Raw genomic sequence first — 26,720 nt, 5'->3', positions numbered from 1 at the left:
TTGAAAAGGGGTCATAAAGTTCGATAGGCTCCATTTTTCTGAGCGGTTTGACCATCATAGGCATTGTATAGCAGTTGCTAAATAAATAGGGAAAGTAGTTTCACTATATGATGGTTGACTTGCCTAAGCCAATGTTCTCTTCATTGATTTTACGGTTCTCTTCCGAGTCCACAATGTTCTCTGCCACAAAATCACCTACATACTCAGTACCATATTTACTACTTCCCAGAATATCCGAAGTGACTACTTTTTTAAATAAAGATTTGTGCACAGCGGCGACAATGGCGTTCGACTCTTCATCCAAACCGAAATGCTGCAATAACATGGCGGCACTCAATATGGATGCCAAAGGATTGGCGATGTTTTTACCTTTTGCCTGGGGGTATGAGCCATGTAACGGTTCGAACATAGCGTTTTCTTCACCGATTGATGCGGAAGGAAGCAACCCTGCAGAACCGATGATCACACTTCCGAGTCCAGACAGGATGTCGCCAAACATATTGTCGGTAAGAATTACATCGAATTTGCTGGGCTTCATCATTAATTGAACGGCTGCATTATCAATAAAAAGGCATTCAAAATCAATTTCGGGATAACTTTTACTTATTTCGGTTGCCGTTTTTCGCCATAGCCGTGATGACTCCAAAACATTGGCTTTGTCGACCAAAGTCAATTTTTTTCTTCTTTTTTTCGCTGCTTTAAAGGCCAAGTGGGCGATACGACTAATTTCACCTTCGGAATAGCTACAGAGGTCGGAAGCTTGCGTACCATCAGGGCTTATCTTTTTTTCACCGAAATAGATACCACCGGTGAGTTCCCTAAAAATGACCATATTGGTTTCGGCAACCACTTTTTCTTTTAAGGACGAATTTTTCAAAAGTGCCGGAAACATTTTAATAGGTCTAATATTTGCATAAAGACCTAATTCTTTTCTAAGTCGGAGTAGGCCCTGCTCGGGACGAACCTTCGCTTCCGGGTTGTTGTCATATTCTAGAGCGCCAATGGCTCCGAATAGAATGGCATCGGCTTCTCGACAAAGCTTTAATGTTTCATTGGGTAGGGGTTTTCCCATATTCGATATGGCAACGGCACCAACGGGCGCCTCTACGTATTCAAAACGATGATTGAAAGTCTCCTCGACCGCCTTTAAACACTTTATGGACTGGGCCAAAACTTCTGGTCCGATGCCATCTCCCCCAAGAAGGGCAATCTTTAGTTGCATATAGGAAGGTAATACGACTGTTAATCCTTTTTTCTAGAATACCTAATTAAGATTTTCTAGTTTAGGAGAAGGATAATAAGACCCTTACTAATTAAATTAACAAAAAATTTAAGCGTAAAACAAGAAGGAGCAGGCTTTTAAATGTTTATTGCGAAACACTTTCGATTTTAAGCTTGCTGGTCTCAATAATTTTTGGAATATCGTTATCCGATATCTCTTTGTGCTCATCGGCAAATTTCAAAAACTCTTGATACACTACGTCGAGCTGCTTTTTTGTCAACTCATACCCCACAATCTTTGCGCGATAGGCCAAGGCGGCCCGTCCGCTTCTAGCGGTAAGTACAATGGAGGATTCATTAACACCGACGTCTACGGGGTCAATAATCTCATAAGTTTCCCTATTCTTGATAACACCATCTTGGTGTATGCCCGAACTGTGCGCAAAAGCGTTTGCACCAACAATAGCTTTATTTGGCTGCACGATCATACCCATTTTTTCTGAGACCATACGGCTCGTATCATAAAGTAATTTGCTATTGATATTCGTATCGAGGTTGAGATCGGGGTGCTGCCGGAGAATCATTACAACCTCTTCGAGGGCGGTATTACCGGCTCGTTCCCCAATTCCGTTGATGGTACATTCTATTTGTCGGGCTCCATTTATTACGCCGGCAATCGAATTGGCAGTGGCAAGTCCTAAATCGTTATGGCAATGGCAAGACAGGGTGGCTTTGTGAATACCTGTCACATTTTCTTTTAAGTATTTCATCTTCGCGCCATATTCTTCAGGTAGACAATATCCCGTGGTATCAGGAATGTTCAAGACCGTTGCTCCAGCTTTGACCACAGCTTCACAAATTTTCGCTAAAAATTCATTATCGGTACGACCCGCATCTTCCGCATAAAATTCAACATCTTCTACGAAAGTCTTCGCATAGCTTACGGCACTCACCGCACGTTCGATAATGGCATCGCGATTAGAGTTGAACTTATACTTAATATGTGAGTCCGATGTCCCTATTCCGGTATGTATACGTGGTTTTTTGGCAAGTTTCAGTGCTTGCGCCGCAACTTCTATGTCTTTTTTTACAGCACGAGTTAGTCCACAAACGGTAGCATTTTTAACCAATTCGGAAATCTGTGAGACTGATTTGAAATCCCCCGGACTTGATATAGGAAAGCCTGCTTCTATGATATCCACACCCAATTGGTCTAATCGTTCCGCAATTACCAATTTTTGTCCGGCATCCAACTTACAACCGGGTACTTGCTCTCCATCTCGAAGTGTCGTATCAAAAATTTGTACCTTATCTTTACTCATTATTTTTGTGTAGTTTAGCGAGATTGTACGAATATATAACCAATAGGGCAAACCACCTAAAGTTTACAGGGCAATGTACAACGTTAAGTAGGTTTTGTGATTGCTTAATTAATTGATAAACAGTGTATTAAAGAATAATTTTTACGATGACAAATGCGCATAGAGATGCTTTGTTCGTGTTGATAAAATCACTTTCAAAATCTGAAAAACGCCAATTCAAATTATATGTAGGTAGGCTGGGGGTGAATACCGATGCCAAATTTTTAGCCTTGTTCAACTTGATGGACAAGATGAAAAAATATGATGAAAAAACCATACTCGATAGCGGTATTGTCAAAAAATCACAACTTTCTAATCTTAAAGCCCATCTTTATAAACAGATATTGGTCAGCTTACGCTTGAATCCCGTAAACCAAAGTATAAGGGTGCAGATTAGGGAGCAACTTGATTTTGCTACTATATTATATCAAAAGGGTCTTTACAAGCAGAGTTTGAAAATTTTGGACAAGGCCAAGTCGACTGCCATTGAGAATGAAGAAAAGAATATAGCATATGAGATTGTGGAACTCGAAAAAATTATCGAGACCCAATACATCACCCGTAGTATTCCCGATCGTGCAGACGAGTTGGCGGTGCAAGCAAAGCAGCTCTCGGCGCAGAACGTCATGACTAGCAAGTTGTCGAATTTATCGCTTCAACTTTACGGCATCATGCTTAAGGTAGGCTATGTTAGAAGCGATGAAGATTTTATTAGGGTAAAGGAATATTTTGAAAGTCATCTTCCAAAGTACCAAATTGAAACCCTCGGTTTTCGTGAAAAGTTATGGCTGTACAAAGCACATCTATGGTATAGTTTTCTAATACAGGATTTTTTGTCCTCTTATAAATATGCGAGCAAATGGGTCGACCTATTTTATGATCAAAAAGAACAGATTCAGCTAAACCCCGTTTTCTTTCTTAAGGGCAACCACTATCTCTTGGAATCTTTATTTTATGTCAAATACAGTTCTCAATTCAAACATACGCTTGACCGTTTGGAAAAAGTGGTTCAAAGTAAGAGTTTTCCAAAAAACGACAACATTGCCTCATTGACTTTTTTATATATCAATGCCAATAAATTAAACCTACATTTTCTAGAAGGTACTTTTAAAAAGGGACTGTATTTGGTGAAAATCATTGAATACGGAATCAACAAGCATAAAGACCGAATCGATGCTCATCATATCATGATTTTGTACTATAAAATTGCTTGCTTGTACTTTGGTGTCGGAGATAACAAGACATGCATTCAGTTTTTGAAAAAAATTATTAATAATAAGAATCTAAAGATGCGTGAGGATTTAATGTGTTTTGCCAGAGTATTAAGTTTGGTAGCTCATTATGAAGCAGGTATGGATTATCATTTAGAAATTCAGTTGAAGAGCACCTACAAGTTCTTGTTGAAGATGAACGATTTACACGCCGTGCAAAAGGAGATGATTAAATTTTTACGTAATCTTGGAAACATATATCCCCATGAGTTGAAAAATGAGTTTCTGAAACTTTATAACGAATTGAAAAAATATGAAGACCATCCTTATGAAAAACGGGCATTTCTATATTTAGATATTATTTCTTGGCTTGAAAGCCACTTGGAAAACAAGCCGGTGGATCAAATTATACGCGAAAAGGCCATGGCTGTTATAAGATAGATATTGAGTCAACAATCCTCTTTTAATACACGTAATTTTTTCGAAATTAATCTAGCCATGGTACTTATGAGTACCTCGGGGCCTTTCGGTAAATTTATAGTACTACCCCCGCCCTTAACTATTGGCCTAAGAGTGGTCTTGGCATTTTTGTTTCTATTTATTTATTGTAAGGCGAAAAACATCTCTTTTAGGCTCAGTAGTAAGGACAGAGGTCCTATTCTGCTGTGCGGTGTTTTGATGGGGGTACACCTAGTAAGTTATTTTCAGGCATTACAACTTTCGAATGTCGCCATTGGCATGCTTTCTTTATTTACATACCCCGTAATGACCGCATTTTTGGAACCCTTATTTTTGAAAGTAAGGTTTCAAAAGATGCACCTGCTTCTTGGCGGCCTCGTTCTCTTTGGTGTTTATCTCTTGGTACCGGCTTTTAGTTTTAAGAACGAACATACCGTGGCCATTGGCTTTGGGTTGTTTTCCGCCTTATGTTATGCCATTCGTAATTTGATATTAAAAACAAAAGTTGATCGTTATGAGGGTTCTCTATTGATGGCATATCAAATGGCAATTTCAGGTGTTTTGTTGATTCCGGCATTTTTTACATACGATCTTGGAGGTATTGGAGAGTATTGGGAAGCCCTTTTGGGGCTAGCGCTGATTACCACGGTATTCGGTCATACCATGTTTATTAATTGCTTCAAGCATTTCTCGATCACTACGATAAGTATTCTAAGTAGTATTCAGCCCGTATACGGTATTTTAATAGGGGCCCTCGCATTATCTGAAGTACCTACTTTGACCACTATTTTTGGCGGTGCCTTAATTCTGACCTCCGTTATTGTAGAAAGTGTTCGGTCATATCGATAATTGGTTCAGGAAGAAGAAGGGAATTTCATTTTTGATTGGTCAATCACCCTCTTGATTGATACCTGTATTTGTACCCAAATTATATTGGTCGATAAGATCATTCCCGAACTTCATAAACTCTTCATTACTAGCCATTTTACGAACCTTTACGGGGTCAAAATTACCATTGAAATATAAAAAGGATCCCCTATCATTATTGTTGTTGTAAATTAATATTTCCTTTACGACATCCCTTTTTTCTCTTATAGACACTACATTCCGTTTAAGATTATCGTTTTTGCGGTACACCTCTATAAACGAACTGCCAGTTATTCCATTCATTTGTTCATTTAGAAATTTTGTGCGCGCTGGGGTAGTGCTTGGAAATTGCATGTACCTTAAATCTTTGGTATTGCCGACCAACGATTTCATTTCCGGTGATATATTACTAAGTAAGGAGAGCATAAAATGAGGAATCCTTATCGCCGTAACCTGATTGTCTGCTTTATGCGCATTGTAAAAGCTATCAATGGAATTATAGGTACTGCAAGACATAAGTAGCGGTAGTACAAGTAGCGAAAATATTCTTTTCATGGTATAGTGTTTTATAGTTGTACTAATATACTATTTCTTCGCACAAATATTCCAGAGCGGGTCATCGGGAGGGGATGCCGTAAGGGTAATCGCAGACTTTTGAACAGGGTGTACAAAGGAAAGACTTTGGGCATGTAGATGAATACTGGCATCTTTATTACTTCTATCGAAACCATATTTTAAATCTCCCTTAATGGGACACCCTATAGCGGCTAATTGGGCTCTAATTTGGTGGTGTCGACCAGTCAGCAGATCGATTTCCAAGGCATAATAATTGTTCAATTTTTGAAAAATCCGATATTCAAGCACAGCTTTTTTTCCCGATGCTATTTCATGGGTATGGGCATACGATTTGTTTTGCTTGGTATTACGGCTTAACCAATGGACTAGGGTATCACTATCTTTTTCAGGGAGATTTTTTACAATTGCCCAATAGGTTTTCTTTGCTTTTTTCTCTGCAAAAAGCTTGTTAAGGCGGGGTAGCACTTTTGAAGTTTTAGCGAAAACAATAATGCCCGAAGTCGGTCGGTCAAGGCGATGTGCCACCCCCAAATACACATTACCGGGCTTCTTGTATTTTTTCTTTAAAAATAATTTCACTACTTCGTTCAAGGGCATGTCCCCGGTCTTATCACCCTGCACGATATCGCCAGGTCTTTTATTAATGGCAATGAGGTGATTGTCTTCATATAGAACCTTAAGGTTATTGGGGTTTGAAATGATTTTGGAGTCCACTAGATTGACCATTTTTGTTTACTCATAGAAAAGAACAAAAGCAATAGTATGCCAATGGTCACCGAAACATCTGCCATATTGAAAATACCGGTCTTGAAAATGCCCAATCTTATTTGAAAGAAATCAGTTACCGACCCATAGGCAATACGATCGATGAGGTTTCCGATACCACCGCCAATGACAAAGCCAAAAGCTACAATGAGCCAACCATTAAGATGTGATTTCCAAAGAATCCGCATTAATAGAATGACCAGAACGAGTACAGGTAAAACTTGCAGAAAAATGATTTTCAAAATAGGAGGGAGGTTTTGCCCAAAACCCAACATGGCTCCTGTATTTTCTACATTGGTCAAGATAAAGTGATTTTCGATTACCTCGATATAATCTTTTGATTCGACACTCTTACGAACGACGGTTTTAGAAAGTTGGTCACAACCAATATTCAACAATACCAAAACAACAATAACCGTTTTTCTTAGCATTTTAGGGTTTGTCGATAATTCTGAAACCTGGTTAAGACATTTACTTTACTCAATACTGTTCTTCATCACTGGGGAAATCCATGCTTTTGACGTCCGATACGTATTGCGAGATGGCGCTTCCCATCTCTTCATAAAGATTCATGTATCTTCTTAAAAATCGGGGATTAAACTCATGGGTCATGCCTAAAAGGTCGTGGATGACCAATACTTGTCCATCTGCAAATTTACCGCCCCCAATACCGATTGTTGGTATTGAGATGCTTTCAGATACCTTTTTTGTCAATGTTGCGGGAATTTTTTCAAGTACGATGGAAAAGCACCCGAGCCTTTCTAAAAGCTCGGCATCTTTCATTAGTTTTTCGGCTTCCTGTTCTTCTTTTGCCCGCACTGTGTAGGTGCCAAATTTATATATAGATTGGGGTGTAAGACCTAGGTGGCCCATGACCGGTATACCAGCATTTAAGATTCTTTTGACCGATTCTTTGATTTCTATTCCGCCTTCAAGTTTGACCGCATGGGCTCCACTTTCTTTCATAATTCGAATGGCAGATCGCAACGCTTGTTTTGGGTCACTTTGATAACTGCCGAAGGGAATATCGACAACGACAAGTGCCCTCTCTACGGCTCGAATTACCGAAGATGCGTGGTATATCATTTGATCTAAAGTTATAGGTAGGGTAGTTTCATGACCGGCCATAACGTTACTGGCCGAATCGCCCACCAAAATAACATCCACATTGGCCGAGTCGATAATCTTTGCCATGGAATAGTCGTAAGCGGTAAGCATAGAGATTTTCTCTCCATTTTGTTTCATATCCACGAGAGACTTTACCGTAACCCTTTTATACTTTTTTTTTGCCGTTGACATTTAAAAATTACTTTTTGAAGGATAAATGTAATGAAAATGTTGGGTTTGTGAATTCTCATTGTCAATTCTCGGTTCTCAGATCAATTGTTTCGAATGGAGATGAGATGCAATTTTTAGTAAGTTTGGTAAAATTTATTTTCATGAGAAACGTGCTATCACTTCTTCTATTTCTTTTTGTGAGTCAACTTTTTGGTCAAGGTGAGGAAAAAGCCCAGGTTCAAAAGACGATTGAAACTTTTTTTGAAGGCTTTCATGCACAAGATTCCATGAAAATCAAGGAAACAATTTCCGAGGATGTCGTTATTCAAACAATTAGTATGACAGAAGAAGGGAATGTCACGGTTAAGGACGAGGAACTTGTTCATTTTTTAAGATCTATCGTGAGTATTCCTAAAACCACTCAATTCAGAGAGATTATAAAAGATTTCACTATTCAAATCGATGGTCCAATGGCACATGCTTGGACGCCTTATGAGTTTCGATTAAACCATAATTTTCATCACTGTGGGGTTAATTCTTTTCAGTTGGTAAAAGATACCGACAAAGGATGGCAGATTATTTATATTGTTGATACACGGCGCAGAAAACCTTGCGAATAAGAGTACTTAAGAAAAAGCCTCGTCGATTGGTATATTTAAATTGGAGGTTTGGAATCAGACTTGTATGGATCAAAAAATTAGGGGAAAAACGATGTACTATCGCCTTCCCCCTAAAATGTCAAACATGTGCTACGGTTTATGTGAAAAGCCTATACTTCCCAACCAGTACGATGATTGCGTCCTACAAATTGGTTGGCATCCTCAAAGTTGGTGATTCTCATATTTTCACCATCCCATAATAATTTTTTACGGCCGTAGAACTCCATTTTACCTTCATCATCCTCTTTGCGTAACAAATAACTACGAATAGCCAAGTTGCCCATAAGAACCGTTTCTGTCATGGGACCGGCATAATCAAAAGAAGAAGTCAGGGCTCGGTGTTCGGGGCTGTTGAAGCCGGCTTTGCAAGCATCGACCCACTTTCTTTGGTGACCGTATTCCGGCTCTTCGTTAGATTCGGTTTCTGGACCGAAATCGGTAGTGCCATCATTCAAATATAGTTTCGGGGTTAATGGGCTACTGTCGTTGATATTGGTAGAAATGATGCCTTTTTCTCCGATAATAAGAACGCCATTTTGACTGTCAGGACCTCCAATGTCATTGCTTGCAGGAATAATATCCGGATGTGAGGGCCGAATACCTCCATCACTCCATGTCATCTCAATGGGAGATTTCGACTTTTCCGTGGCATCAAAATGAAGGGTAATAAAAGACGAAGCAGGGCAGCCTTCCGGATGATAGTCGGCATTCCACATTTGAGAATAGACAGACCCAACACTACATTCGGCGTCTGTCGGATATTTAAGCCCTAACGTACGGAAAGGAATATCCACCAAATGGCAGCCAACATCTCCTAGGGCCCCAGTTCCATAGTCCCACCATCCTCTCCAATTGAAGGGATGTATGTTGGGTATATACGGCTTTTTTTCCGCTGGACCTAACCATAGGTTCCAGTCGAGACTTTCAGGTTTTAGACTTGCATTGGGTTCTGGCATGGCATGACCCTGGGGCCAAACGGGTCTATTTGTCCATATTTGCACCTTAGATACGGCACCGATGGAACCATTGTCGATCCATTTTTGAACCATTCCCAAAAGCGGGTTTGACCCTCCTTGGTTCCCCATTTGCGACACTATTTTTTTGTCACGGGCCATTTGTGTGAGCTTCCGTGCTTCCTGAATATTATGGGTCATTGGTTTTTGAACGTACACATGAACACCCCTGTCCATTGCATAGGCTGCGGCCGGACCATGAACGTGGTCGGGGGTGGATATTGTAACCGCATCGATGCCCTTTTCCTTATCCAACATTTCCCTGTAATCTGCATATAATTTAGCTTTAGGAAAACGTTCGACCGATTTTTTTGCAGAACCTTCGAAATCGACGTCGCAAAGAGCGACTACTTTTTCTCGACCATTGACCGAGGCGTTAAAAATATCGCTTGCACCCTTTCCTCCCGAACCGATGGCGGCTAAATTCAATCGATCGCTAGGTGCAAGATAGCCAGCACCCCCTAGTACATGCCTAGGTACAATAAATATTGAGGATGCCAATGCTCCTTTTTTAATGAATGACCGACGTGAATTGGCCGTCGATTTCGACTTTTTCTGTTTCATTTTTTGGTTCTTTTTGGAATATTATTAAAAAATCAAGAGTATAAAGTTAATAAATTTAAGACATCGTTTAAAAAAAAGATCATTCTTGAATATATGCTAATTGCCCGTAATTTTATTTAGATATTCTCAGTTTTCATATATTTAGGGCTTGCATAAAAAAACACTCTAATGAAAATTAAAATCACCCTCCGTATTACACTGATTACCCTGTTGACCTCAATACTTTCATATGGTCAACATGCCAACAATACGAACCCCTTTGAAGGTAAATGGGATATGGTCATCGAAAAAGATGGGAAAAAGCTACCCTCATGGCTCGAGATTTCACATTCCGGAACGAGTACTTATGTAGGCCGTTTCGTTTATGCTTCCGGTAGTGCCAGACCCATTTCTGAAGTGAAAATCGATGATGGTACATTTTACTTTTCGATACCCAAACAATGGGAACCTGAAGGTCAAGATATGGAGTTTGAAGGTAGCGTTGATGGAGATGGGCTAAAAGGTGAGATGATATTTACCGATGGAAAGTCCTATAGCTGGACTGCAGTTCGGGCTCCGAAAATACCCTACACCAAAAATCCAAAATGGGGTGAAACCATCGAACTTTTTAATGGCAAAGACCTAAGCGGATGGAAGGCCATGGGCGAAAACCAGTGGATTGTTGAAGACGGTATTTTGACTAGTCCGGAGTCCGGGGCCAATTTGGTATCCAAAGAAAAATTCAATGATTTTAAGGCCCATATTGAGTTTAAGGTTCCTCCAGGAAGCAATAGTGGCGTTTATCTACGAGGCCGATACGAAATACAGATAACCGACGACCATGGCAGCGAACCAAGTAGTGTTTTGTTCGGAGGTATTTACGGATTTTTGACCCCGAACGAAATGGCAGCTAATCCTGCCAGCGAATGGCAAACCTATGACGTGACCTTAGTGGGGCGTCGCGTTACCGTGGTGGCAAATGGGAAAACCATAATTTGTGAACAGAATATTCCGGGAATCACAGGTGGAGCCCTGGATAGCAAGGAGTCGGAACCTGGTCCGTTCTTGATCCAAGGTGACCATGGCCCCATTTCCTTCCGTAAATTCACGGTGACGCCTCGGGTCGAATAAGTAAGGTTGATTCACGTTCTCTAGCACACAAGGTTTGTTTAGGTCATGAAGACTTAGTTCGTGCATGGGTCGTTACAAAGTCGATGAGTTCGTCGGCCCTATTTGTACTTCCCTGTGCACCTTTTTCCTGAGCCATTATTTTATGTTCTAAACGGTTTGAATTGGCATAAATAAGAAAAGGTATTTGGTTTCCTTGTTGTCTTAGGGCTTTAAGTAGTACATACCCTTCATGGGCACCTTCAGCTCGACCCATATCTGATATAACTACACAATACGAAGTATTTATTAACAAGTTGAGGGCCTCTTTTGTGGTTTTAGCCAAATCGAATTCGAATCCTAAAGTTTTTAGGGCCTCCCTTTCATAGATATTATTATCCGGATTATCGTCTACCCAGAGAATGCGCTGTGATTCAAGTTCAACCGACTTTAGATAATTACCGGCATTCATCATTTTGTTGGCTGCTGCGGTCAAGTTACCTGAACCGGCACTTCTTTTTTCGGTCGCGTTCACCAAAGATTGTATGCCCTCGAATATTTGTTCCAAAGAAAGCCGTTCCTTATTATTTTTTTGCGAAATATTTTTTTTAAATACTTGATGAACTCTTTCGGCGAGCACTCCCCAAGGTCTTTTATTTTCAGTAAAATCAAGGTATTGCAATACTCGAATTCTAGGGTGTATGTCACAATCTTCTAGTAAGACCGGGATTATCTTTTTTCCATTTCCCAAACCGAAGGCCCATTCATAGGTAACGTAAGGGGACTTAGAAGCGTTTTTGTTCAAAATAATAATAATACAATCTGAATTTAAAAGCCCGTAATCAATTTCGTTTCTCCATTCTTCACCAGCTGCAATTTCATGAGTATCCCGCCAGACCTCTATTCCTGATTGCTCTAACTTCACTTTCAGCAATTCAGCAAAGTCGCCGTTTGATGAAGAATAGCTGATGAACGCCTTAGGTTTTTCTTTTTCCATTTTGATGCTTTGGGTGCATTATCGGGGGAGGAATACTAAGATATTGAAAGAATGATTTTAAAACAAAATTAAGATTGGGTCTAAAGGGAATCTGCTCGCTTTGAAAAACACATAGTTGTTCAACTTGAAAAGCTGTTAAAGAATGGTTGAAGTAAGACCGGCAGGTCGATGAACCTAGTGATAATTGGCCTTTTATGGGCTTTCATCGAAAATTTCACATCTAGCAATCACTGATATTGATTCCCACGGCAAGACCCCCTTCCGAAGTTTCCTTGTATTTCGAGCTCATATCCTTCGCAGTTTGCCACATGGTTTCCACAACCTTGTCCAAGGATACTTTTGCATCTTTGGGATTAGATCCTAGGGCTAGTTCGGCTGCGTTAATTGCTTTTATAGCCCCCATGGAGTTTCGCTCGATACAAGGTACTTGAACAAGGCCCGCCACTGGATCGCAAGTTAGACCTAGATGATGTTCCATGGCAATTTCTGCAGCCATTAAAACCTGCTCCGGACTTCCACCAAGAAGTTCCGTTAAGGCCCCTGCTGCCATTGCGGAAGAAACACCGATTTCCGCCTGACAACCGCCCATTGCTGCGGAGATAGTGGCTCCTTTTTTGAAAATACTTCCAATTTCACCGGCCACAAGAAGAAAACTTTTAATCTGCTCAAAGCCTGCATTATGGTTTTCGATGACCATGTAATACATTAACACCGCGGGAATAACACCTGCACTACCGTTCGTAGGAGCCGTGACGACACGTCCCAAGCTAGCATTGACCTCATTTACGGCAAGGGCAAAACAGCTGACCCATTTCAATATTTCACGGAATCTCACTTCGGTACCGCGAATGGTCTCTAGCCATTCTATGGGGTTCTCATATGACTTTCTGCCATTGAGTAGACTTTGATTGAGGTCGAACGCCCTTCTGCGTACCTGGAGTCCACCTGGTAATTTCCCATCGGTATGGCAGCCAATGTACATACATTCAAGCATGGTAGACCAAATATGATTGAGGCGCAAGTTAATTTCTTCATCGGAACGTAGCGATCGCTCATTTTCGAGTACCAGCTGGGAAATCGATTTATTTTGGCCCCTACAATAAGTCAAAAGTTCTGCTCCATGCTGTACCGGAAATGGAAAATTATGAAAGGCATCAAGTTTTCTTTTAGCATTCTTACGTTCTTTTGTGACTACAAAACCGCCACCAATGGAGTAATATGTGTTAACTTTTTTATCCCCTGATTTGAAAAGGGCCTCGAATTGCAGTCCATTAGCATGAAATGGCAAGAATTTACTATGAAAAACGATATCGGTTTCAGGCCGAAAAGGAAGTTCGACCTTGCCATCAAACTGTAATGCTTGGGTTTCTTTAATAGTATCAACGGTAGAATGGATGGAATCAATGGGTATGGTAATCGGATCGGCACCCGATAGGCCTAGCATAATGGCATAGTCAGTGGCATGCCCCTTTCCCGTCAGGGAAAGAGAACCATATATGTGGACTTTAATTTGTACTACCTTAGCAAAGAGGTCAGCGGCTTTAAGTTCTGAAATCCATCGTTCTGCTGCCCGCCAAGGACCAAGGGTGTGGGAACTTGAGGGCCCTACACCAATTTTAAGCATGTCAAAAATACTGATGGCTTCCATAGATATGGTGAATTAGAGAAGTTATAGATGTAGGTCTATTCCCGTTAAGTGGATTTGCTATTTCAAAGACATGTTCAGCCGTCTATTCATTTGCTTAAAGGCATCCACCGATATTACTGTTGAAAATTGAGTTTTTCGAATACTTAAGTAGACAATTTATAAGCCATTTTCTGAGCTGTCAGGGCCAGTTCGGTAGCTAGAAAGCAATGTGCTTGTCCCATGGCCGTTTCGGTACGATGTACCACATCACTGACCAATTGTTCACCATAGGGCATGTGTACATTGCTGCAGTTATAATACTTGGTTTCCTTTTGATTGACTAGGAACAAATGGTTGCCCCCTTCTCGCCCAGCAATGTCAATATATTTTCGCATTTCGATATATCCATCGGTCCCTAGAATGAACGTACGGCCGTCTCCCCAAGTACCCAGACCTTCTGGGGTAAACCAGTCAATGCGAATATAACCTGTGGCATGGTCACTGCGTACACTCATATCTCCAAAATCTTGATAATCAGGATATTGTGGGATATCAAAATTCCCCGTTTGTGCCATACTTACCTCTGCCTGTTTTGAATTGGTATAGTACAGAAACTGATCACATTGGTGAGAGCCTATATCACATAAAATTCCACCTGCCTTTTCTGGATAAAAGAACCAATCTGGGCGACTTTCCGGACGCATACGATGGGGCCCAAGACCTATGAGTTGAACTACTTTTCCAATAGCCCCTTCCTGTATTAGTTCTCCGGCCATCACCGAAGCTGGGTTTCCAAGTCTTTCACTATAAGTAATTGAGTAGATTCGACCGGTTTCTTTTTGAACTTTCTTGACCTCATCAAACTGCTCAAAGGTAACTATGCCTGGTTTGTCAACCATGTAATCTTTTCCCGATTTCATGACCTTTATACCTATTGGAGCCCTTTCGACAGGAATCGCGGCACTAGCTACAAGTTGTATGGAATTGTCTTGAATGATTTCGTCTTCGTTTCGGGCAATGGTAACCTCAGGAAATCTCTTAGTGAAATTTTTTAAGAGGTCAGGTTCTTTAGCATATACCTCAACCAAGGTACCCCCACCTTTGATCAATGAATCGACCATGCCGTAGATGTGACCGTGATTTATTCCGATTACTGAGAATCTTATAGCATCTTTCGGTTTGGAATGCGCTTTGGCAGGTACAATAATTTCTTTGTGCGCTTGGGGGTCCATTCCAAAGCTGTCAAAAGGAATCATGGAGGCGGCTGCAAACCCAGCGGCAGATGACAGGCCTTTTCTCAGAAAATTACGGCGATTAGATTTCATAAATTTTGTATTGAAGTATTTTCAGGTAAGGCGCAAATTATAAAAATAACCGCACTTCTTGGACTAAACTTTAATGAAGGGGGCTCGTTTTTCTAATTTACCTAAACAAATAATCTAAAAATGACATCATGTCAGGTCTCCGCCTCTTGGCATATTGTTTGTCATTCTCATACCGACCGAAAAAATAAAGCACTAATAATTTAAAACATATAGAATGAGCAAGATCATAGGCATCGATTTGGGTACGACCAATTCCTGTGTCTCCGTTATGGAGGGCAACGAACCCGTGGTAATCCCAAATGCAGAAGGAAAACGAACTACCCCCTCGGTAATTGCATTTGTTGAGGGAGGCGAAATAAAAGTGGGGGACCCTGCGAAGCGACAAGCGGTAACTAATCCAGAAAAAACGATTTATTCGATAAAACGTTTTATGGGGAATAAGTATTCCGAGTCTTCAAAGGAAGCAGAAAGGGTACCCTATAAAGTGGTCAAAGGTGACAATGATACACCGCGTGTAGATGTGGATGGTCGTAAATACACCCCCCAAGAATTATCGGCTATGATTCTTCAAAAAATGAAGAAAACCGCAGAAGATTATTTAGGACAGGATGTAACCCGTGCCGTTATCACGGTACCGGCGTATTTTAATGACTCTCAGCGTCAGGCAACTAAGGAAGCTGGTGAAATTGCAGGATTGACCGTTGAGCGCATCATCAACGAACCTACTGCGGCTTCTTTGGCCTACGGCCTTGATAAAAAGGATACCGATCAAAAAGTCGTAGTTTTTGACTTTGGAGGTGGTACGCATGATGTTTCCATCCTCGAGCTTGGCGATGGTGTATTCGAAGTACTGTCCACTGACGGTGATACCCACTTAGGTGGCGATGATGTAGACCAAAAAATAATCGATTGGTTGGCAGAAGAGTTCAATAAAGACGAGGGAATCGATTTGCGCAAAGACGCTATGGCACTGCAACGTTTACGCGAGGCCGCCGAGAAGGCGAAAATCGAATTATCTTCTTCAGCACAAACAGAAATCAATTTGCCCTATGTGACGGCAACTGCATCTGGACCTAAGCACTTGGTGCGAACCCTTACTCGATCTAAGTTTGAGCAGTTGATCGATGATTTGGTGAAAAGAACTATTGCACCATGTGAGACCGCATTAAAATCTGCGGGACTATCAAAGAGCGATATTGACGAAATCATCTTAGTAGGTGGATCGACAAGAATACCTGCTGTACAAGAGGCTGTGGAGAAGTTTTTTGGAAAAAAACCTTCTAAAGGTGTAAATCCTGATGAAGTTGTAGCGATCGGTGCGGCAATTCAAGGTGGTGTACTGACCGGAGACGTAAAAGATGTGTTATTGTTAGACGTTACGCCCTTGTCCTTGGGTATAGAAACCATGGGCGGTGTTATGACTAAGTTGATTGAAGCAAATACAACAATACCTTCAAAAAAATCACAGGTATTTTCCACTGCAGCCGATAATCAGCCTTCCGTTGAGATTCATGTATTGCAGGGTGAGCGACCCATGGCGACTGACAATAAAACAATTGGTCGTTTCCATTTAGATGGAATTCCGCCCGCACCAAGAGGAACGCCTCAAATAGAAGTGACCTTTGATATCGATGCGAACGGAATCATTAAAGTTTCCGCAACCGATAAAGCAACAGGGAAGTCACAAGATATTAGAATCGAGGCATCATCTGGTTTGACAGAAGAAGAAATCAAAAAGATGAAAGCCGAAGCCGAGGCTAATGCGGAAAGTGATAAAAAGGCAAAAGAAACGGCCGATAAGCTTAATGAAGCTGATAGCATGATTTTCCAGACTGAAAAGCAGTTGAAAGAATTTGGCGATAAGCTTTCCGAAGATAAGAAAAAGCCTATCGAAGAGGCTTTGGAAGAACTGAAAAAGGCTCATGAAGGTAAAGACTTGGCGGTAATAACCCCAGCCTTGGAAAAAATCAATGAGGCATGGAAGGTCGCTTCCGAAGAAATGTACAAGGCCCAAGCCGAAGCACAACAAGGTGAAGGTCAAGCTCCAGGCGGAGAAGATACCGCGGATTCAGGTGCTAAAGAAGGGGATAATGTCGAAGATGTAGATTTTGAAGAAGTGAAATAATACATCTATAAATCTTTTAAATACAACCCGTCAGGTATCAAAATGAAACCTGACGGGTTTTTCTTTTCATCGATTTGTCATGGCTTTTGTTTCCCATTGACCGAATAACAACTAATTTTGCAACATGGTAAAGTGGTACGTATTTAGTATTATAATTCTGACAAGTAGCCTAAGTTCGATACTATCATCCCAAGAAATCAAAACCTTTAAAGTGGAGGATTTTGATTTGATTGGCGAAGTGAAATCGGCGCTTGTTATCACCGATTATGGAAAAGAAGAGTATCACTTTGATCAAAAAGGGCGCCTGTCAAAAGCCGTTACACGATATAGCGACGATGACTATGAAAATACCTTTTATAGATACCGCAATGGTGAGCTTATAGAAAAAAGAGTAGAAAATTACCACGACAACACTTTTGACCCGGCAACCTCTATTGCCAATTTATACGAATTCGATACCACAGGATTAAAGAGGCAAGTTGTTGAAAATATTGTTTCCTATGAACAAGAGGCCTTGGAAAAAAATATTTATCACTATGATGATACAGGCGCATTGATAAAAATTGTACATACCGATACCAATGGTACGGACGAAATAACAATAGAGTATACCGACTCGGAAGACGCATCGGTTATGATTAAAAAGCGAAATAATGTCTTGCTCCAGTCTGTTCGACGTGAGAAAATAGATTCAGTAGAGATCAAAATTGTTACCGATGACTATATCAACGGAGACTTGAGCACTAGGAAAAAGGAAATTCTCAGAAAAGATAATTTGATTTTCGAGGCCGAATTTGCCATGGATAGTGTAACCCAGAAATGGCTGCCCCAATCCGAAGTGCACTATGTGTATGATAAAGACGGTGTGCTTTCAGAGGTGACTACGAAGCGTGGCCTAATAACTACTGCCGAACACTACATCTATCAGTTCGATGGTAGCCGATACAATAATTGGGTAAAGGAAATAGTCACACCTGATAATACCTACACGACCCGCAGAATTGTGTATTATGAGACTCCCGAAAACATAGAAGATTAGGGGTCAACAAGAGGAATCGGCTACGATTTTCCATTCTCCTTTGATCCGTTTGAATATAATCATGAACGTACCCTTGGAGTCACCCACCTCACGGGTCAAAAAATACTCCCCCATCACATAGTATGCGTCATCATTGATTTTTGTGATTTCAGCAATTCGAAAGTTCAGTGTTCCCGTATGGGCAGGGGTAGGGTATCCTTTTTTGTAGTTGTCTAAGGTGGTTTGCCAACCTTTGGTAGTTTGCCCACCACTAAAATAGGTTAAGGAGTCAGATTTCCAATATCCTTGCATAAAACCTTCCAAATCATGGTCTGACCATGCTTCCTGTTGTTCTTGTAGAATTTTTCGAATTGTTTTAACCTCCTCTTCTTGAGCATGAAGTGGAGGTAAGGCCAATATAAGCAGTAAAAGGGAAAAGGTTATTTTCATCGGTTACATTTTAATCTGAAAGATAAACTAATTCTCCTAAAAAAGATGAGGTATATCTTGTGTAGGATAAATGCTGGTAATACTTTATAAAAACGCCAAGTGGTTTTTGATTATTCTTCTTTATATTGTCGGTCCTTTTAATTTAAAGATATGACCAAAATATTTCTTCCCTTTTTACTCTTTAGCATCCAAGTGATATTTATAGGAAATTGTGCCTATGGGCAAATCAAAACCGAAAAAGAAAGACCCAATATCCTTTTTATACTTTCTGACGACCATACGTCACAGGCGTGGGGAATTTATGGAGGTCTACTTTCCGATTATGTGAAGAATGACAATATCAAGAGATTGGCGGCCGAAGGTGCCGTTCTTGAGAATGCCTTCTGTACCAATAGTATTTGCACGCCCAGCCGGGGTAGCATTCTTACGGGGCAGTATAGCCACATCAATCAGGTATATACGCTTAGTGAGCCCTTGCCCGAAGGACATCCTAATATTGCAAAGACCTTTTCTAAAAATGGGTATCAAACCGCTATTATCGGTAAATGGCACTTGGTCGGTAAGCCGGAAGGTTTTGATTATTTCAACGTATTGCCCGGACAGGGTCGATATTGGGATCCCATTCTAAAAACAGAAGAAGATTGGAAAGATGGATATGATAGTTCGGGAGGTAGCGAATACCAAGGTTTCTCCACCGACGTAATTACCGACTTGACCATAGAACACTTAGAAAACCGGGATAAATCCAAGCCTTTTTTAATGTTTTGCAATTTTAAGGCTACCCATGAGCCTTTCGATTACCCAGAACGTTTCGCATCGTTGTACGAGGGGGAAGAGATTCCGGAACCTGCGTCTTTATACGATTTTGGCCCTGAAACTACCGGGCGAACCTTTGTTGGACAAAAACTGGAGAATTTAGGACAGCGATGGGACAATGCCACAAAAGATCCGGATAATTGGTGGACTACCTATCCTGGATTACCTTACCCGCTCGAAGGTTTGGACAGTGTTCAAATGCGAAAAAAAATCTATCAAAAATTGGTTAAGGATTTCATGCGCTGTGGGGCCGCTATCGACGATAACATTGGAAAATTGCTCGACTATCTCGAGGCCGAGGGTATAGCCGACAATACGGTAGTGATCTATACGGCCGACCAAGGTTATTTCTTAGGGGAACACGGCTTTTTTGATAAAAGATTGATTTACGAAGAGTCATTACGTATGCCGTTCGTCATCCGATATCCCAAGGAAATTAGAGGGGGACAGCGTATTGATGACATCATTTTGAATATTGATTTTTCGGCTTTGATGGCCGACTATGCGGGCATACCGAAACCCGAATTCATTCAGGGAAAAAGCTTTCGTAAAAATTTAAATGGGCAAACACCTCAGGAATGGCGAGATCAAATGTATTATAGATATTGGTTGCATCATCCGAATAGACCGGCACACTTCGGTATCCGGAACCAACGCTACAAATTGGCTTTTTTCTATGGTCAAGGCCTCGATAAAAAGGGAGTTTCAAAGGAAACCACTAAGCCCGCCTGGGAATTCTACGACCTACAAAAAGATCCTAAAGAATTGCACAATGCCATAAACGACAAGGCTTATGCAACTATTATTGCCGAAATGAAGAAAGAGTTGAAAAAAGAACGCTTAAAATATGGCGATACCGATGCCAATGAACAGGTTATGAAACAAATATTGAGCAATGAAAACCTTAATTGAAGATTTGCGCAGAACTTGGATTGATCAAAAAGTCTATAACCTATTTACTTTGTGATCGTTGACCATGTATTTACGTAAAAAGCCTATAGATCGTCCCATGAGCTTGTACGTTCCTTTAATGCTAAGTTCCATGGTATCGGCAATCTCAACATAAGTGAGTTTCGAAAAATACTTGAGATAAACGATTTCTTTTTGACGGCTTGTGAGATGTTCCAAAGCTACTCTTAACTTTTGCTCATTGGGGCTTTCTTTGGAACTTATGATGAAATCAGGCTCTTCGACCTTGGTTATTGTATGCTGCGAAAGGACCAGGGATTCTTGCTTTCTTAGTTTTTTACGCCTTTTAACGGACTCAGAAATTAATTTTCTACGGATTGATTTGAAAAGATAGGATTTTATAGATTTGACCGCGCCTAGTCTGTGTTTAGTGTTCCATATTTCAACAAAGAGGTCTTGAATACAGTCTTTTATCAATTCTTTGTCAGTAACAATTTTTAGCCCATAGCTATAAAGAAGCGAAACGTTTTTGCGGTAAATTAAGGAAAATGCCTCTTCGCTACCTGCCTTGAATTCTTTCCACAGCTGGTCATCTGTCAAATTTCCAACCAAACTTTCGGAATGCCTAATTTCTTTGGTAGGCTCCTTTCTGAAATGGTTTTGCGAAAAAACGAATTGCAGCTCCAAAACGTAATATTTAGGTTCAAGGAATTGGTTATTTGTCATAAATATAGCACAAAAGTTAAAGTATATTCAATTAATAATATAAATTTTTAAAATTATCATTTAATTAATGGGGTAAATTTGATAATATCTTCTCTTGTTAACAAAGTCGGTTCTTTTAATTATGTGAGAAGAAAGAATCGCATCCAACCATTTGATATTTATCAGGTATGCTTATGCTTCTTCAAGACCCTTTATTCATTCTGCTAATAGGAATTATTATTGTTGTTGGCGGAATTATAGGGCTTAGGTTACATGCCTTTCTGGCATTATTGTTAGCCGCTTTCGCGGTGGCTTTATTGACACCGGCCAGTGCCGTCGAAGCCTTTGCCTTAAGTAAGGGGGTCAATGCCCAAACAGCGATACAAATGTCTCAATGGCATGTAGGCAAACGTATTGCCACCGCTTTTGGTGAAACTTGTGGAAAGATCGGTATTCTTATCGCCATGGCGGCGATTATTGGTAAATGTATGCTTGAAAGCGGTGCGGCGGAAAAAATCGTGCGATCCCTCATCAAATGGACGGGTATGGATAAAGCACCCCTATCTTTTCTAGGAGGTAGTTTTTTTCTTGGTATCCCCGTTTTTTTTGACACCGTTTTCTATCTAATGATTCCTTTGGCAAAAGCCTTGGCAAATAGAATCGGAAAGAATTACCTGCTATTGGTATTAGCTATAACTGCAGGTGCGGCTATGGCTAATTCCTTAGTTCCTCCAACGCCGGGCCCCCTTTTCTTAATAGGAGAAATGAACATTCCTATCGGTATGATGATGGTGGGAGGTATTTTGGTGGGACTTTTTACTGTAGTGGCCGGATATATGTATGCCGTTTGGGCAAATCGAAAATGGCCAGTTCCCCTTCGTGACTCTGCGGAAGCTCCACTTAAAGATATTAAGAACCTTTCCTTGAAGTCCGATGAGCACCTTCCATCATTGTGGTTTTCGATACTTCCGATTGTAATACCGTTACTCTTCATTACGGTTAAGGCTACAATAGATACCTTTTTAAATATTACTTCGGATTCCTTCGTAATTCAAATAATCGACTTTTTTGGAGAGAAAAATACGGCCTTGATATGTGGAGCGCTTTCCGCGCTACTTCTGGTGGTCTTTCACAATAAAGAGGGAAAGAACCTTATAAAAAGTGTTCAGGCGGCCTTAATGAGTGGGGGAGTTATCATTTTGATCACCTCTGCCGGAGGTGCCTTTGGCGCTATGCTACAGCAAACAGGAATTAGCGCTAGAATAGGCGAATTGACCCAAGGCTATCAAATGGCAATTATTCCCCTGGCTTTTTTTATCGCAGTAATCGTTCGCACGGCTCAAGGCTCCGCTACCGTAGCCATGATTACAGCTTCGGGTATACTTGCGGGTATGTCCGCAACCATGGATTTAGGATACCATCAATTGTATGTAGGACTCGCTATTGCTTGTGGTTCAAAGATTTTTCCATGGATGAACGACAGCGGATTTTGGATTGTATGTAAAATGAGCAACCTTACCGAAAAGGAAGTATTGAAGACATTTTCGCCGATGTTGACAATCATGGGTGTGACCGGGTTGATCGTGATATTGATTGCGGCGAAACTATGGCCTTTGGTCTAGCATTAGAAAGATTAAACAAATACGAATGAAGATTGTACATCTAAAAAATACACAGATTGCTGTGGGCGACCCACCACTTCTCAATGCGGCAGGCCTACATGCACCATATGCCCTGCGCATTATCGTTGAGCTAAAGACAGATGCTGGAATTATTGGGCTAAGTGAAATACCTGGAAGTCAGAAAATTTATTTGGCTCTTGAGGATTTAAGTTCGCTCTTGGTAGGTAAAGACGTTTTTGGACTTCACGGTATTAAGCGGTTAATCCTTGAGAAATTTGGAACTCGTGATAATGAAAGAGGGGTTGCCCCTTGGGATCAACGACTATTGGTACATCTATTCAGTGCTATAGAAGTCGCATGCCTCGATTGTATCGGCAAAAAGTTGAAGAGGCCCATTGTGGATTTATTAGGAGGCAAATCACGAGAGAAGGTACCCTTTGCGGCTTATCTATTCTATAAGTATGAAGGGGCCGGAGGAGATTTGGGTTTTGATATCGATTCAAGCAAAAAGGGTTGGTGGCTTGCCCGGCAGCAAAAAGCCCTGACTCCTGACCAAATTGTCGATCAAGCCACGGCCATGTGCGAAGAATTCGGTTTTAAGTCCATTAAACTCAAGGGAGGCGCCTTACCGCCAAATGAGGAATGTAATAGTATGTTGGCCCTTCGTGAAGCATTTGGCGAGGATACGCCTTTGAGGTTAGACCCTAACGCTATTTGGTCTTTGCCAACGGCAATCGAATGTGGCAAACGACTCGAAGGTATTTTAGAATACTATGAGGACCCGGTGAGGGGACAAAAAAACATGGCGCTCTTGGCCAAAGAGGTAAATATTCCTTTGGCCACAAATATGTGCACCACTTCTTTCGATGACCTGCCCTCTAGCATTGCCCTTGCCTCTGAACATATCATTCTGTCCGATCATCACTTTTGGGGCGGACTTCAGGCTTCGATGCAATTGAATAAAATTTGCGAAACTTTTGGCCGTGGGTTTTCTATGCATTCGAACAGTCATTTGGGCATTTCTATGGCCGCCATGACCCATTTGGGCGCTGCCGTACCACATCTTGATTATGCGCTGGATACACATTATCCATGGCAAGAAGACGAAGTGATTCAAGGGGGTAAAATTCCGATACAAGAAGGGTACGTGACCCCCCCTGATAGTCCTGGTCTAGGGGTCGAATTAGATCGAGACCAGTTAGAGAAATTACATCAAAACTTTTTAAGATGCGGCCTCAAGGAAAGAGACGATGAAATAGAAATGAAGAAAATAAATCCGGAATGGGAGTTCAAGTTGCAACGATGGTAGCTCCAAGTACGGGTTGTTTGAGATAGAGTGTACACTAAAATTAAATAATGGATATGGAAGAAAAAGTTAATGTAAACCGTAGAAAGGCTTTGTCAACGCTTGTCAAAGGCGGTTTGGGTGTAACGGCATTAGGGGCTTCAGGTCAACTTTCGGGAGCTTCACCGAAAATGACCCCTAACGAAAATAAGAACGTTGGCAACTTCTCAAATAAAAATAAAATTTTATATAAAGTAGGATGTCAACATGGCGGAACTGGTAAGCAAAACTTAGAATTTTTGGCGCGATACGGTGTCTTCAATATGGACGGAGGAGCACCAAAAGTTATTGAAGGTGTGGGATGGGATTTGGAAGATTCGCTTAAAAAAAAGGAAGCCTGCGAGAAATATGGTATTTCATTGGATGCCTATCACTTACCATTATCATCTGCGGGCATAGAAAAAGTAAGCACACCCAACATTATGCTGGGTAAGAGTCCCCAAAGGGATCGGGAGATAGAGCAGATTCAGCAAATGATTACCGTAGCTAGCAAAACCGGAGTCAAAACATTGATGTACAATACGATAATTCATGTAATCCTTAGAACTGAAGACACGCTTGATACTACTCGTGGGAATACGTATTATAGAACCTGGAATCTTGAAAAGGCATTGGCGAAAAATGAGGGGCTTACCGTAGCGGGTAAGGTTGATATAGATGAGATGTACGAGAGAATCACTTATTTTCTAGACCGGGTTTTACCAGTAGCGGAAGAGTATAATGTGCAATTGGCCAATCATATTGCCGACCCCCCTGCACCGGTTGGGTATCGGGGCATTACGCGATGGAACAGCCCTGATGTTTTTGAAGGCATAAAACGCTTTGCTCAATTGTACGACAGTCCGTCTCATGGCTTTAACCTGTGTCTGGGATCAACTGCAGAAGGTCTTCAAGATCCGAGAACCGAAATTTTGCCCATAATTAAATGGGTCGGTGACCGCAATCAGATTTTTAATATTCACCTACGGAATATTAAAGGGGGTTATAATAATTTTCAAGAGGTATATCCGGATAATGGCGATATGGATTTTGGTGAAATATTAATGGCCTTAAGGGATGTTGGATATGATGCCATGGTGATGCCCGATCATATACCCCATCATGAAGACCCGGCGAGTTATCTGCAGGGTCATGCCTATGCTTTCGGATACATTAAAGCACTGATGCACGCGATAGAAATGGGTTATCATTGAGGATGGAACCTTTATTAGAACCTCACCGTATTTTTTATAAAACAGATAAAATTTTAACCAAAAAATAGTTCTATTTCATTTTTATGGGATTTTATTTAAAACAATCGTAAATAAATGCATTTTTCATGGGGTAAAAATAGGGCGGGCACTCTCTTTATTAGTAGACGACGATAATACGTCAAATCATTCATAGGTAATGAGATATAGCGAATACTCAGAAGAAGATTTTATTGCTGACGCACACTTTCAAAGGTGGGTTTTAGATTCCAATAGTGAGGTTGATGAATTTTGGACCGACTGGTCGAGAAAACATCCGGAGAAAAGGCAGATTTTAAATAGTGCCATCGCCCTTGTTAAATCGATGCATGACGGGGAAAGATTGTCAGATAAGGAGGTCGATGAGCTCTGGAACAACATTCTCGAAATGCGAGAAGATAAAGGGCAAATAAAATCAAGACCGAGAATTCCTTTGTATAAGAATAAAATAGTGCTGTTTGGAGTTGCCGCTAGTATTTTAGGAATCATACTGTCGATTTTTAAAATGGATTCGGACCATAATCCCAATGATACCCTACCCCCCGAAATTGAAGAAAATGCCATTATTCTTAAACTGCAAGACGGTACGCACCAAATTTTGAATGAAAATGGTTCGGAGATTATTCTCGAGACCGAGGGCAGTGTTGTTACACAAAATCACAATCAGTTGATTTATGGCGGAAACGAAAAGAAGGAGTTTAAACTAAAATATAATGAGTTGAAGGTGCCCTACGGTAAAAAGTTTGGGATTGTGCTTTCTGATGGGTCGCACGTCTTTCTGAATTCAGGAACAACCTTGAAATACCCTGTAGTCTTCGCATCGGGGACTACCCGTGAGGTATATCTAGATGGGGAAGCGTATTTCTCAGTGGAAAAAGATTCAGATCGTCCCTTTATTGTGGTGACGAAAAGCATGAATACGCAAGTGTATGGTACAAAATTCAATGTATCAAGTTATAGCAATGAAACAAATATTGAGACTGTTTTGGTAGAGGGCAGTGTCGGGGTGTACCCTTTAGAAGGGCGTAAACAAGATAAAATACGCAAAATCGTACCAGGGGAGAGAGCTTTGTTTACCGATGACCATATCGTAGTAGATAATGTAAATGTCAATAAATATACTGCCTGGACGGAGGGAAAGCTTTTTTTTAACGATGACGAATTTGAAAAAATATTAAAGGAACTGGAACGACATTTCAATGTGGTAATACACAATGAAATTGAAGAGATGAACCTTAAAAAATTTACGGGAACCTTTACTGAAGAATCCATAGAGGAGATTCTGAATGTATTTCAAGAGCATACTTCTTTCAAGTTCTCCAGAAAGGAAAAAGTAATTACTATTTATATGGAAGATTAGCCTAATATGGTTTCATTATGAAGAACAAAACAGAATATTCACTAAAAAGAATAAGTATGAATTGAAGCACAAAAAAAATCGGAAAGTGCGGCAACACTTTCCGATCTAAAAAGATTTCAGTCGAGAAAATAA

General features: G+C 40.8%; 23 protein-coding genes. 11 read left to right on the top strand and 12 right to left on the bottom strand.

The window, feature by feature from the left end:
• Window positions 1-103: 103 nt before the first annotated feature.
• Both leuB and F2B13_RS04000 read right to left on the bottom strand, forming a co-directional pair.
• A complete protein-coding gene (gene leuB / locus F2B13_RS04005) occupies window positions 104-1,222 on the bottom strand; it encodes a 3-isopropylmalate dehydrogenase (protein WP_149275987.1) in 1,119 nt (372 codons plus the stop codon).
• A gap of 145 nt (window positions 1,223-1,367) precedes the next feature.
• Complete coding sequence (locus tag F2B13_RS04000) at window positions 1,368-2,543, bottom strand: 2-isopropylmalate synthase (RefSeq protein ID WP_149275986.1); 1,176 nt, start codon at window positions 2,541-2,543, stop codon at window positions 1,368-1,370.
• 146 nt (window positions 2,544-2,689) lie between these two features.
• Between F2B13_RS04000 and F2B13_RS03995 the strand changes: the two genes are divergently transcribed.
• Window positions 2,690-4,234 (top strand): hypothetical protein, encoded by a 1,545-nt coding sequence (locus F2B13_RS03995; RefSeq protein ID WP_149275985.1) that lies wholly within the window; start codon window positions 2,690-2,692, stop codon window positions 4,232-4,234.
• Between the two features lie 57 nt (window positions 4,235-4,291).
• Window positions 4,292-5,101 carry a DMT family transporter gene (locus F2B13_RS03990; RefSeq protein ID WP_149275984.1) on the top strand — a complete coding sequence of 270 codons (810 nt, stop codon included), beginning with the start codon at window positions 4,292-4,294 and terminating at the stop codon, window positions 5,099-5,101.
• 39 nt (window positions 5,102-5,140) lie between these two features.
• On the opposite strand, the gene F2B13_RS03985 is transcribed toward F2B13_RS03990, so the two are convergent.
• The 4 genes from F2B13_RS03985 to panB are packed head-to-tail and all read right to left on the bottom strand — an operon-like array spanning window position 5,141 to window position 7,759.
• The gene (locus F2B13_RS03985; protein WP_149275983.1) at window positions 5,141-5,674 is read right to left on the bottom strand and encodes a DUF4252 domain-containing protein; all 534 of its coding nucleotides are present in this window, start codon (window positions 5,672-5,674) and stop codon (window positions 5,141-5,143) included.
• 30 nt (window positions 5,675-5,704) lie between these two features.
• The gene (locus F2B13_RS03980; protein WP_149275982.1) at window positions 5,705-6,421 is read right to left on the bottom strand and encodes an RluA family pseudouridine synthase; all 717 of its coding nucleotides are present in this window, start codon (window positions 6,419-6,421) and stop codon (window positions 5,705-5,707) included.
• Window positions 6,409-6,891: a signal peptidase II gene (gene lspA / locus F2B13_RS03975; protein WP_149275981.1), complete on the bottom strand. Its 483-nt coding sequence runs from the start codon at window positions 6,889-6,891 to the stop codon at window positions 6,409-6,411. Before lspA ends, F2B13_RS03980 begins: the two co-directional genes overlap by 13 nt.
• A 49-nt stretch (window positions 6,892-6,940) precedes the next feature.
• Entirely contained in the window at window positions 6,941-7,759 is an 819-nt protein-coding gene (gene panB / locus F2B13_RS03970) for a 3-methyl-2-oxobutanoate hydroxymethyltransferase (RefSeq protein WP_149275980.1), read from the bottom strand.
• A 140-nt stretch (window positions 7,760-7,899) separates the two neighbouring features.
• Between panB and F2B13_RS03965 the strand changes: the two genes are divergently transcribed.
• The gene (locus F2B13_RS03965; RefSeq protein ID WP_198440077.1) at window positions 7,900-8,358 is read left to right on the top strand and encodes a nuclear transport factor 2 family protein; all 459 of its coding nucleotides are present in this window, start codon (window positions 7,900-7,902) and stop codon (window positions 8,356-8,358) included.
• A 149-nt stretch (window positions 8,359-8,507) separates the two neighbouring features.
• Here F2B13_RS03965 and F2B13_RS03960 read toward each other — a convergent pair whose 3' ends face one another.
• Entirely contained in the window at window positions 8,508-9,974 is a 1,467-nt protein-coding gene (locus F2B13_RS03960; RefSeq protein ID WP_149275979.1) for a Gfo/Idh/MocA family protein, read from the bottom strand.
• Between the two features lie 168 nt (window positions 9,975-10,142).
• On the opposite strand from F2B13_RS03960, the gene F2B13_RS03955 reads away from it, so the two are divergent.
• Window positions 10,143-11,084 (top strand): 3-keto-disaccharide hydrolase, encoded by a 942-nt coding sequence (locus F2B13_RS03955; protein WP_149275978.1) that lies wholly within the window; start codon window positions 10,143-10,145, stop codon window positions 11,082-11,084.
• A 43-nt stretch (window positions 11,085-11,127) separates the two neighbouring features.
• Here F2B13_RS03955 and F2B13_RS03950 read toward each other — a convergent pair whose 3' ends face one another.
• The 3 genes from F2B13_RS03950 to F2B13_RS03940 form a co-directional block, all read right to left on the bottom strand.
• Window positions 11,128-12,057, bottom strand: a complete 930-nt coding sequence (locus F2B13_RS03950) for a TIR domain-containing protein (RefSeq protein ID WP_149275977.1) — start codon at window positions 12,055-12,057, stop codon at window positions 11,128-11,130.
• A 220-nt stretch (window positions 12,058-12,277) separates the two neighbouring features.
• Window positions 12,278-13,705 (bottom strand): L-serine ammonia-lyase, encoded by a 1,428-nt coding sequence (locus tag F2B13_RS03945; protein ID WP_149275976.1) that lies wholly within the window; start codon window positions 13,703-13,705, stop codon window positions 12,278-12,280.
• Between the two features lie 143 nt (window positions 13,706-13,848).
• Window positions 13,849-15,009 carry a Gfo/Idh/MocA family protein gene (locus tag F2B13_RS03940; RefSeq protein ID WP_149275975.1) on the bottom strand — a complete coding sequence of 387 codons (1,161 nt, stop codon included), beginning with the start codon at window positions 15,007-15,009 and terminating at the stop codon, window positions 13,849-13,851.
• A 214-nt stretch (window positions 15,010-15,223) separates the two neighbouring features.
• On the opposite strand from F2B13_RS03940, the gene dnaK reads away from it, so the two are divergent.
• Window positions 15,224-17,134: a molecular chaperone DnaK gene (gene dnaK / locus F2B13_RS03935; protein ID WP_149275974.1), complete on the top strand. Its 1,911-nt coding sequence runs from the start codon at window positions 15,224-15,226 to the stop codon at window positions 17,132-17,134.
• 124 nt (window positions 17,135-17,258) lie between these two features.
• Window positions 17,259-18,173 carry a hypothetical protein gene (locus tag F2B13_RS03930; RefSeq protein ID WP_149303301.1) on the top strand — a complete coding sequence of 305 codons (915 nt, stop codon included), beginning with the start codon at window positions 17,259-17,261 and terminating at the stop codon, window positions 18,171-18,173.
• Window positions 18,174-18,176: 3 nt separating this feature from the next.
• On the opposite strand, the gene F2B13_RS03925 is transcribed toward F2B13_RS03930, so the two are convergent.
• Complete coding sequence (locus F2B13_RS03925; protein ID WP_149275972.1) at window positions 18,177-18,602, bottom strand: YybH family protein; 426 nt, start codon at window positions 18,600-18,602, stop codon at window positions 18,177-18,179.
• Window positions 18,603-18,752: 150 nt separating this feature from the next.
• On the opposite strand from F2B13_RS03925, the gene F2B13_RS03920 reads away from it, so the two are divergent.
• Window positions 18,753-20,330, top strand: coding sequence for a sulfatase family protein (locus tag F2B13_RS03920; RefSeq protein WP_149275971.1), 1,578 nt, complete (start codon window positions 18,753-18,755; stop codon window positions 20,328-20,330).
• 33 nt (window positions 20,331-20,363) lie between these two features.
• Here F2B13_RS03920 and F2B13_RS03915 read toward each other — a convergent pair whose 3' ends face one another.
• Entirely contained in the window at window positions 20,364-21,014 is a 651-nt protein-coding gene (locus F2B13_RS03915; RefSeq protein WP_198440076.1) for an RNA polymerase sigma factor, read from the bottom strand.
• A 206-nt stretch (window positions 21,015-21,220) separates the two neighbouring features.
• Here F2B13_RS03915 and F2B13_RS03910 point away from each other — a divergent pair, with 206 nt between their 5' ends.
• The 4 genes from F2B13_RS03910 (at window position 21,221) to F2B13_RS03895 (ending at window position 26,588) form a co-directional block, all read left to right on the top strand.
• The gene (locus F2B13_RS03910; protein WP_149275969.1) at window positions 21,221-22,654 is read left to right on the top strand and encodes a GntP family permease; all 1,434 of its coding nucleotides are present in this window, start codon (window positions 21,221-21,223) and stop codon (window positions 22,652-22,654) included.
• 25 nt (window positions 22,655-22,679) lie between these two features.
• On the top strand, window positions 22,680-23,963 hold the full coding sequence (locus tag F2B13_RS03905; RefSeq protein WP_149303299.1) for an enolase C-terminal domain-like protein: 1,284 nt from the start codon (window positions 22,680-22,682) through the stop codon (window positions 23,961-23,963).
• A gap of 53 nt (window positions 23,964-24,016) precedes the next feature.
• Window positions 24,017-25,192 carry a mannonate dehydratase gene (locus tag F2B13_RS03900; protein WP_149275967.1) on the top strand — a complete coding sequence of 392 codons (1,176 nt, stop codon included), beginning with the start codon at window positions 24,017-24,019 and terminating at the stop codon, window positions 25,190-25,192.
• Window positions 25,193-25,388: 196 nt separating this feature from the next.
• Window positions 25,389-26,588, top strand: coding sequence for a FecR family protein (locus F2B13_RS03895; RefSeq protein ID WP_149275966.1), 1,200 nt, complete (start codon window positions 25,389-25,391; stop codon window positions 26,586-26,588).
• The last annotated feature ends 132 nt before the right edge of the window (window positions 26,589-26,720 follow it).

This window comes from Pareuzebyella sediminis (genome assembly GCF_008367235.1).
Classification (GTDB): Bacteria; Bacteroidota; Bacteroidia; order Flavobacteriales; family Flavobacteriaceae; genus Pareuzebyella; species Pareuzebyella sediminis.
The sequence above is the reverse complement of the archived record's forward strand: the minus strand, read 5'-3'. Positions and strand labels throughout refer to the sequence as shown.

Bases quoted from the DNA above. Each gene is read 5' to 3' on its own strand.
- F2B13_RS04000 (WP_149275986.1), bottom strand. From the start codon at position 2,543: ATGAGTAAAGATAAGGTACAAATTTTTGATACGACACTTCGAGATGGA.
- lspA (WP_149275981.1), bottom strand. From the start codon at position 6,891: ATGCTAAGAAAAACGGTTATTGTTGTTTTGGTATTGTTGAATATTGGT.
- F2B13_RS03945 (WP_149275976.1), bottom strand. From the start codon at position 13,705: ATGGAAGCCATCAGTATTTTTGACATGCTTAAAATTGGTGTAGGGCCC.
- F2B13_RS03920 (WP_149275971.1), top strand. From the start codon at position 18,753: ATGACCAAAATATTTCTTCCCTTTTTACTCTTTAGCATCCAAGTGATA.
- F2B13_RS03900 (WP_149275967.1), top strand. From the start codon at position 24,017: ATGGAAGAAAAAGTTAATGTAAACCGTAGAAAGGCTTTGTCAACGCTT.
- F2B13_RS03955 (WP_149275978.1), top strand. From the start codon at position 10,143: ATGAAAATTAAAATCACCCTCCGTATTACACTGATTACCCTGTTGACC.
- F2B13_RS03940 (WP_149275975.1), bottom strand. From the start codon at position 15,009: ATGAAATCTAATCGCCGTAATTTTCTGAGAAAAGGCCTGTCATCTGCC.
- F2B13_RS03910 (WP_149275969.1), top strand. From the start codon at position 21,221: ATGCTTATGCTTCTTCAAGACCCTTTATTCATTCTGCTAATAGGAATT.
- F2B13_RS03980 (WP_149275982.1), bottom strand. From the start codon at position 6,421: ATGGTCAATCTAGTGGACTCCAAAATCATTTCAAACCCCAATAACCTT.
- F2B13_RS03985 (WP_149275983.1), bottom strand. From the start codon at position 5,674: ATGAAAAGAATATTTTCGCTACTTGTACTACCGCTACTTATGTCTTGC.
- panB (WP_149275980.1), bottom strand. From the start codon at position 7,759: ATGTCAACGGCAAAAAAAAAGTATAAAAGGGTTACGGTAAAGTCTCTC.
- F2B13_RS03930 (WP_149303301.1), top strand. From the start codon at position 17,259: ATGGTAAAGTGGTACGTATTTAGTATTATAATTCTGACAAGTAGCCTA.
- F2B13_RS03925 (WP_149275972.1), bottom strand. From the start codon at position 18,602: ATGAAAATAACCTTTTCCCTTTTACTGCTTATATTGGCCTTACCTCCA.
- F2B13_RS03950 (WP_149275977.1), bottom strand. From the start codon at position 12,057: ATGGAAAAAGAAAAACCTAAGGCGTTCATCAGCTATTCTTCATCAAAC.
- dnaK (WP_149275974.1), top strand. From the start codon at position 15,224: ATGAGCAAGATCATAGGCATCGATTTGGGTACGACCAATTCCTGTGTC.
- F2B13_RS03905 (WP_149303299.1), top strand. From the start codon at position 22,680: ATGAAGATTGTACATCTAAAAAATACACAGATTGCTGTGGGCGACCCA.
- F2B13_RS03990 (WP_149275984.1), top strand. From the start codon at position 4,292: ATGGTACTTATGAGTACCTCGGGGCCTTTCGGTAAATTTATAGTACTA.
- F2B13_RS03960 (WP_149275979.1), bottom strand. From the start codon at position 9,974: ATGAAACAGAAAAAGTCGAAATCGACGGCCAATTCACGTCGGTCATTC.
- leuB (WP_149275987.1), bottom strand. From the start codon at position 1,222: ATGCAACTAAAGATTGCCCTTCTTGGGGGAGATGGCATCGGACCAGAA.
- F2B13_RS03995 (WP_149275985.1), top strand. From the start codon at position 2,690: ATGACAAATGCGCATAGAGATGCTTTGTTCGTGTTGATAAAATCACTT.
- F2B13_RS03965 (WP_198440077.1), top strand. From the start codon at position 7,900: ATGAGAAACGTGCTATCACTTCTTCTATTTCTTTTTGTGAGTCAACTT.
- F2B13_RS03895 (WP_149275966.1), top strand. From the start codon at position 25,389: ATGAGATATAGCGAATACTCAGAAGAAGATTTTATTGCTGACGCACAC.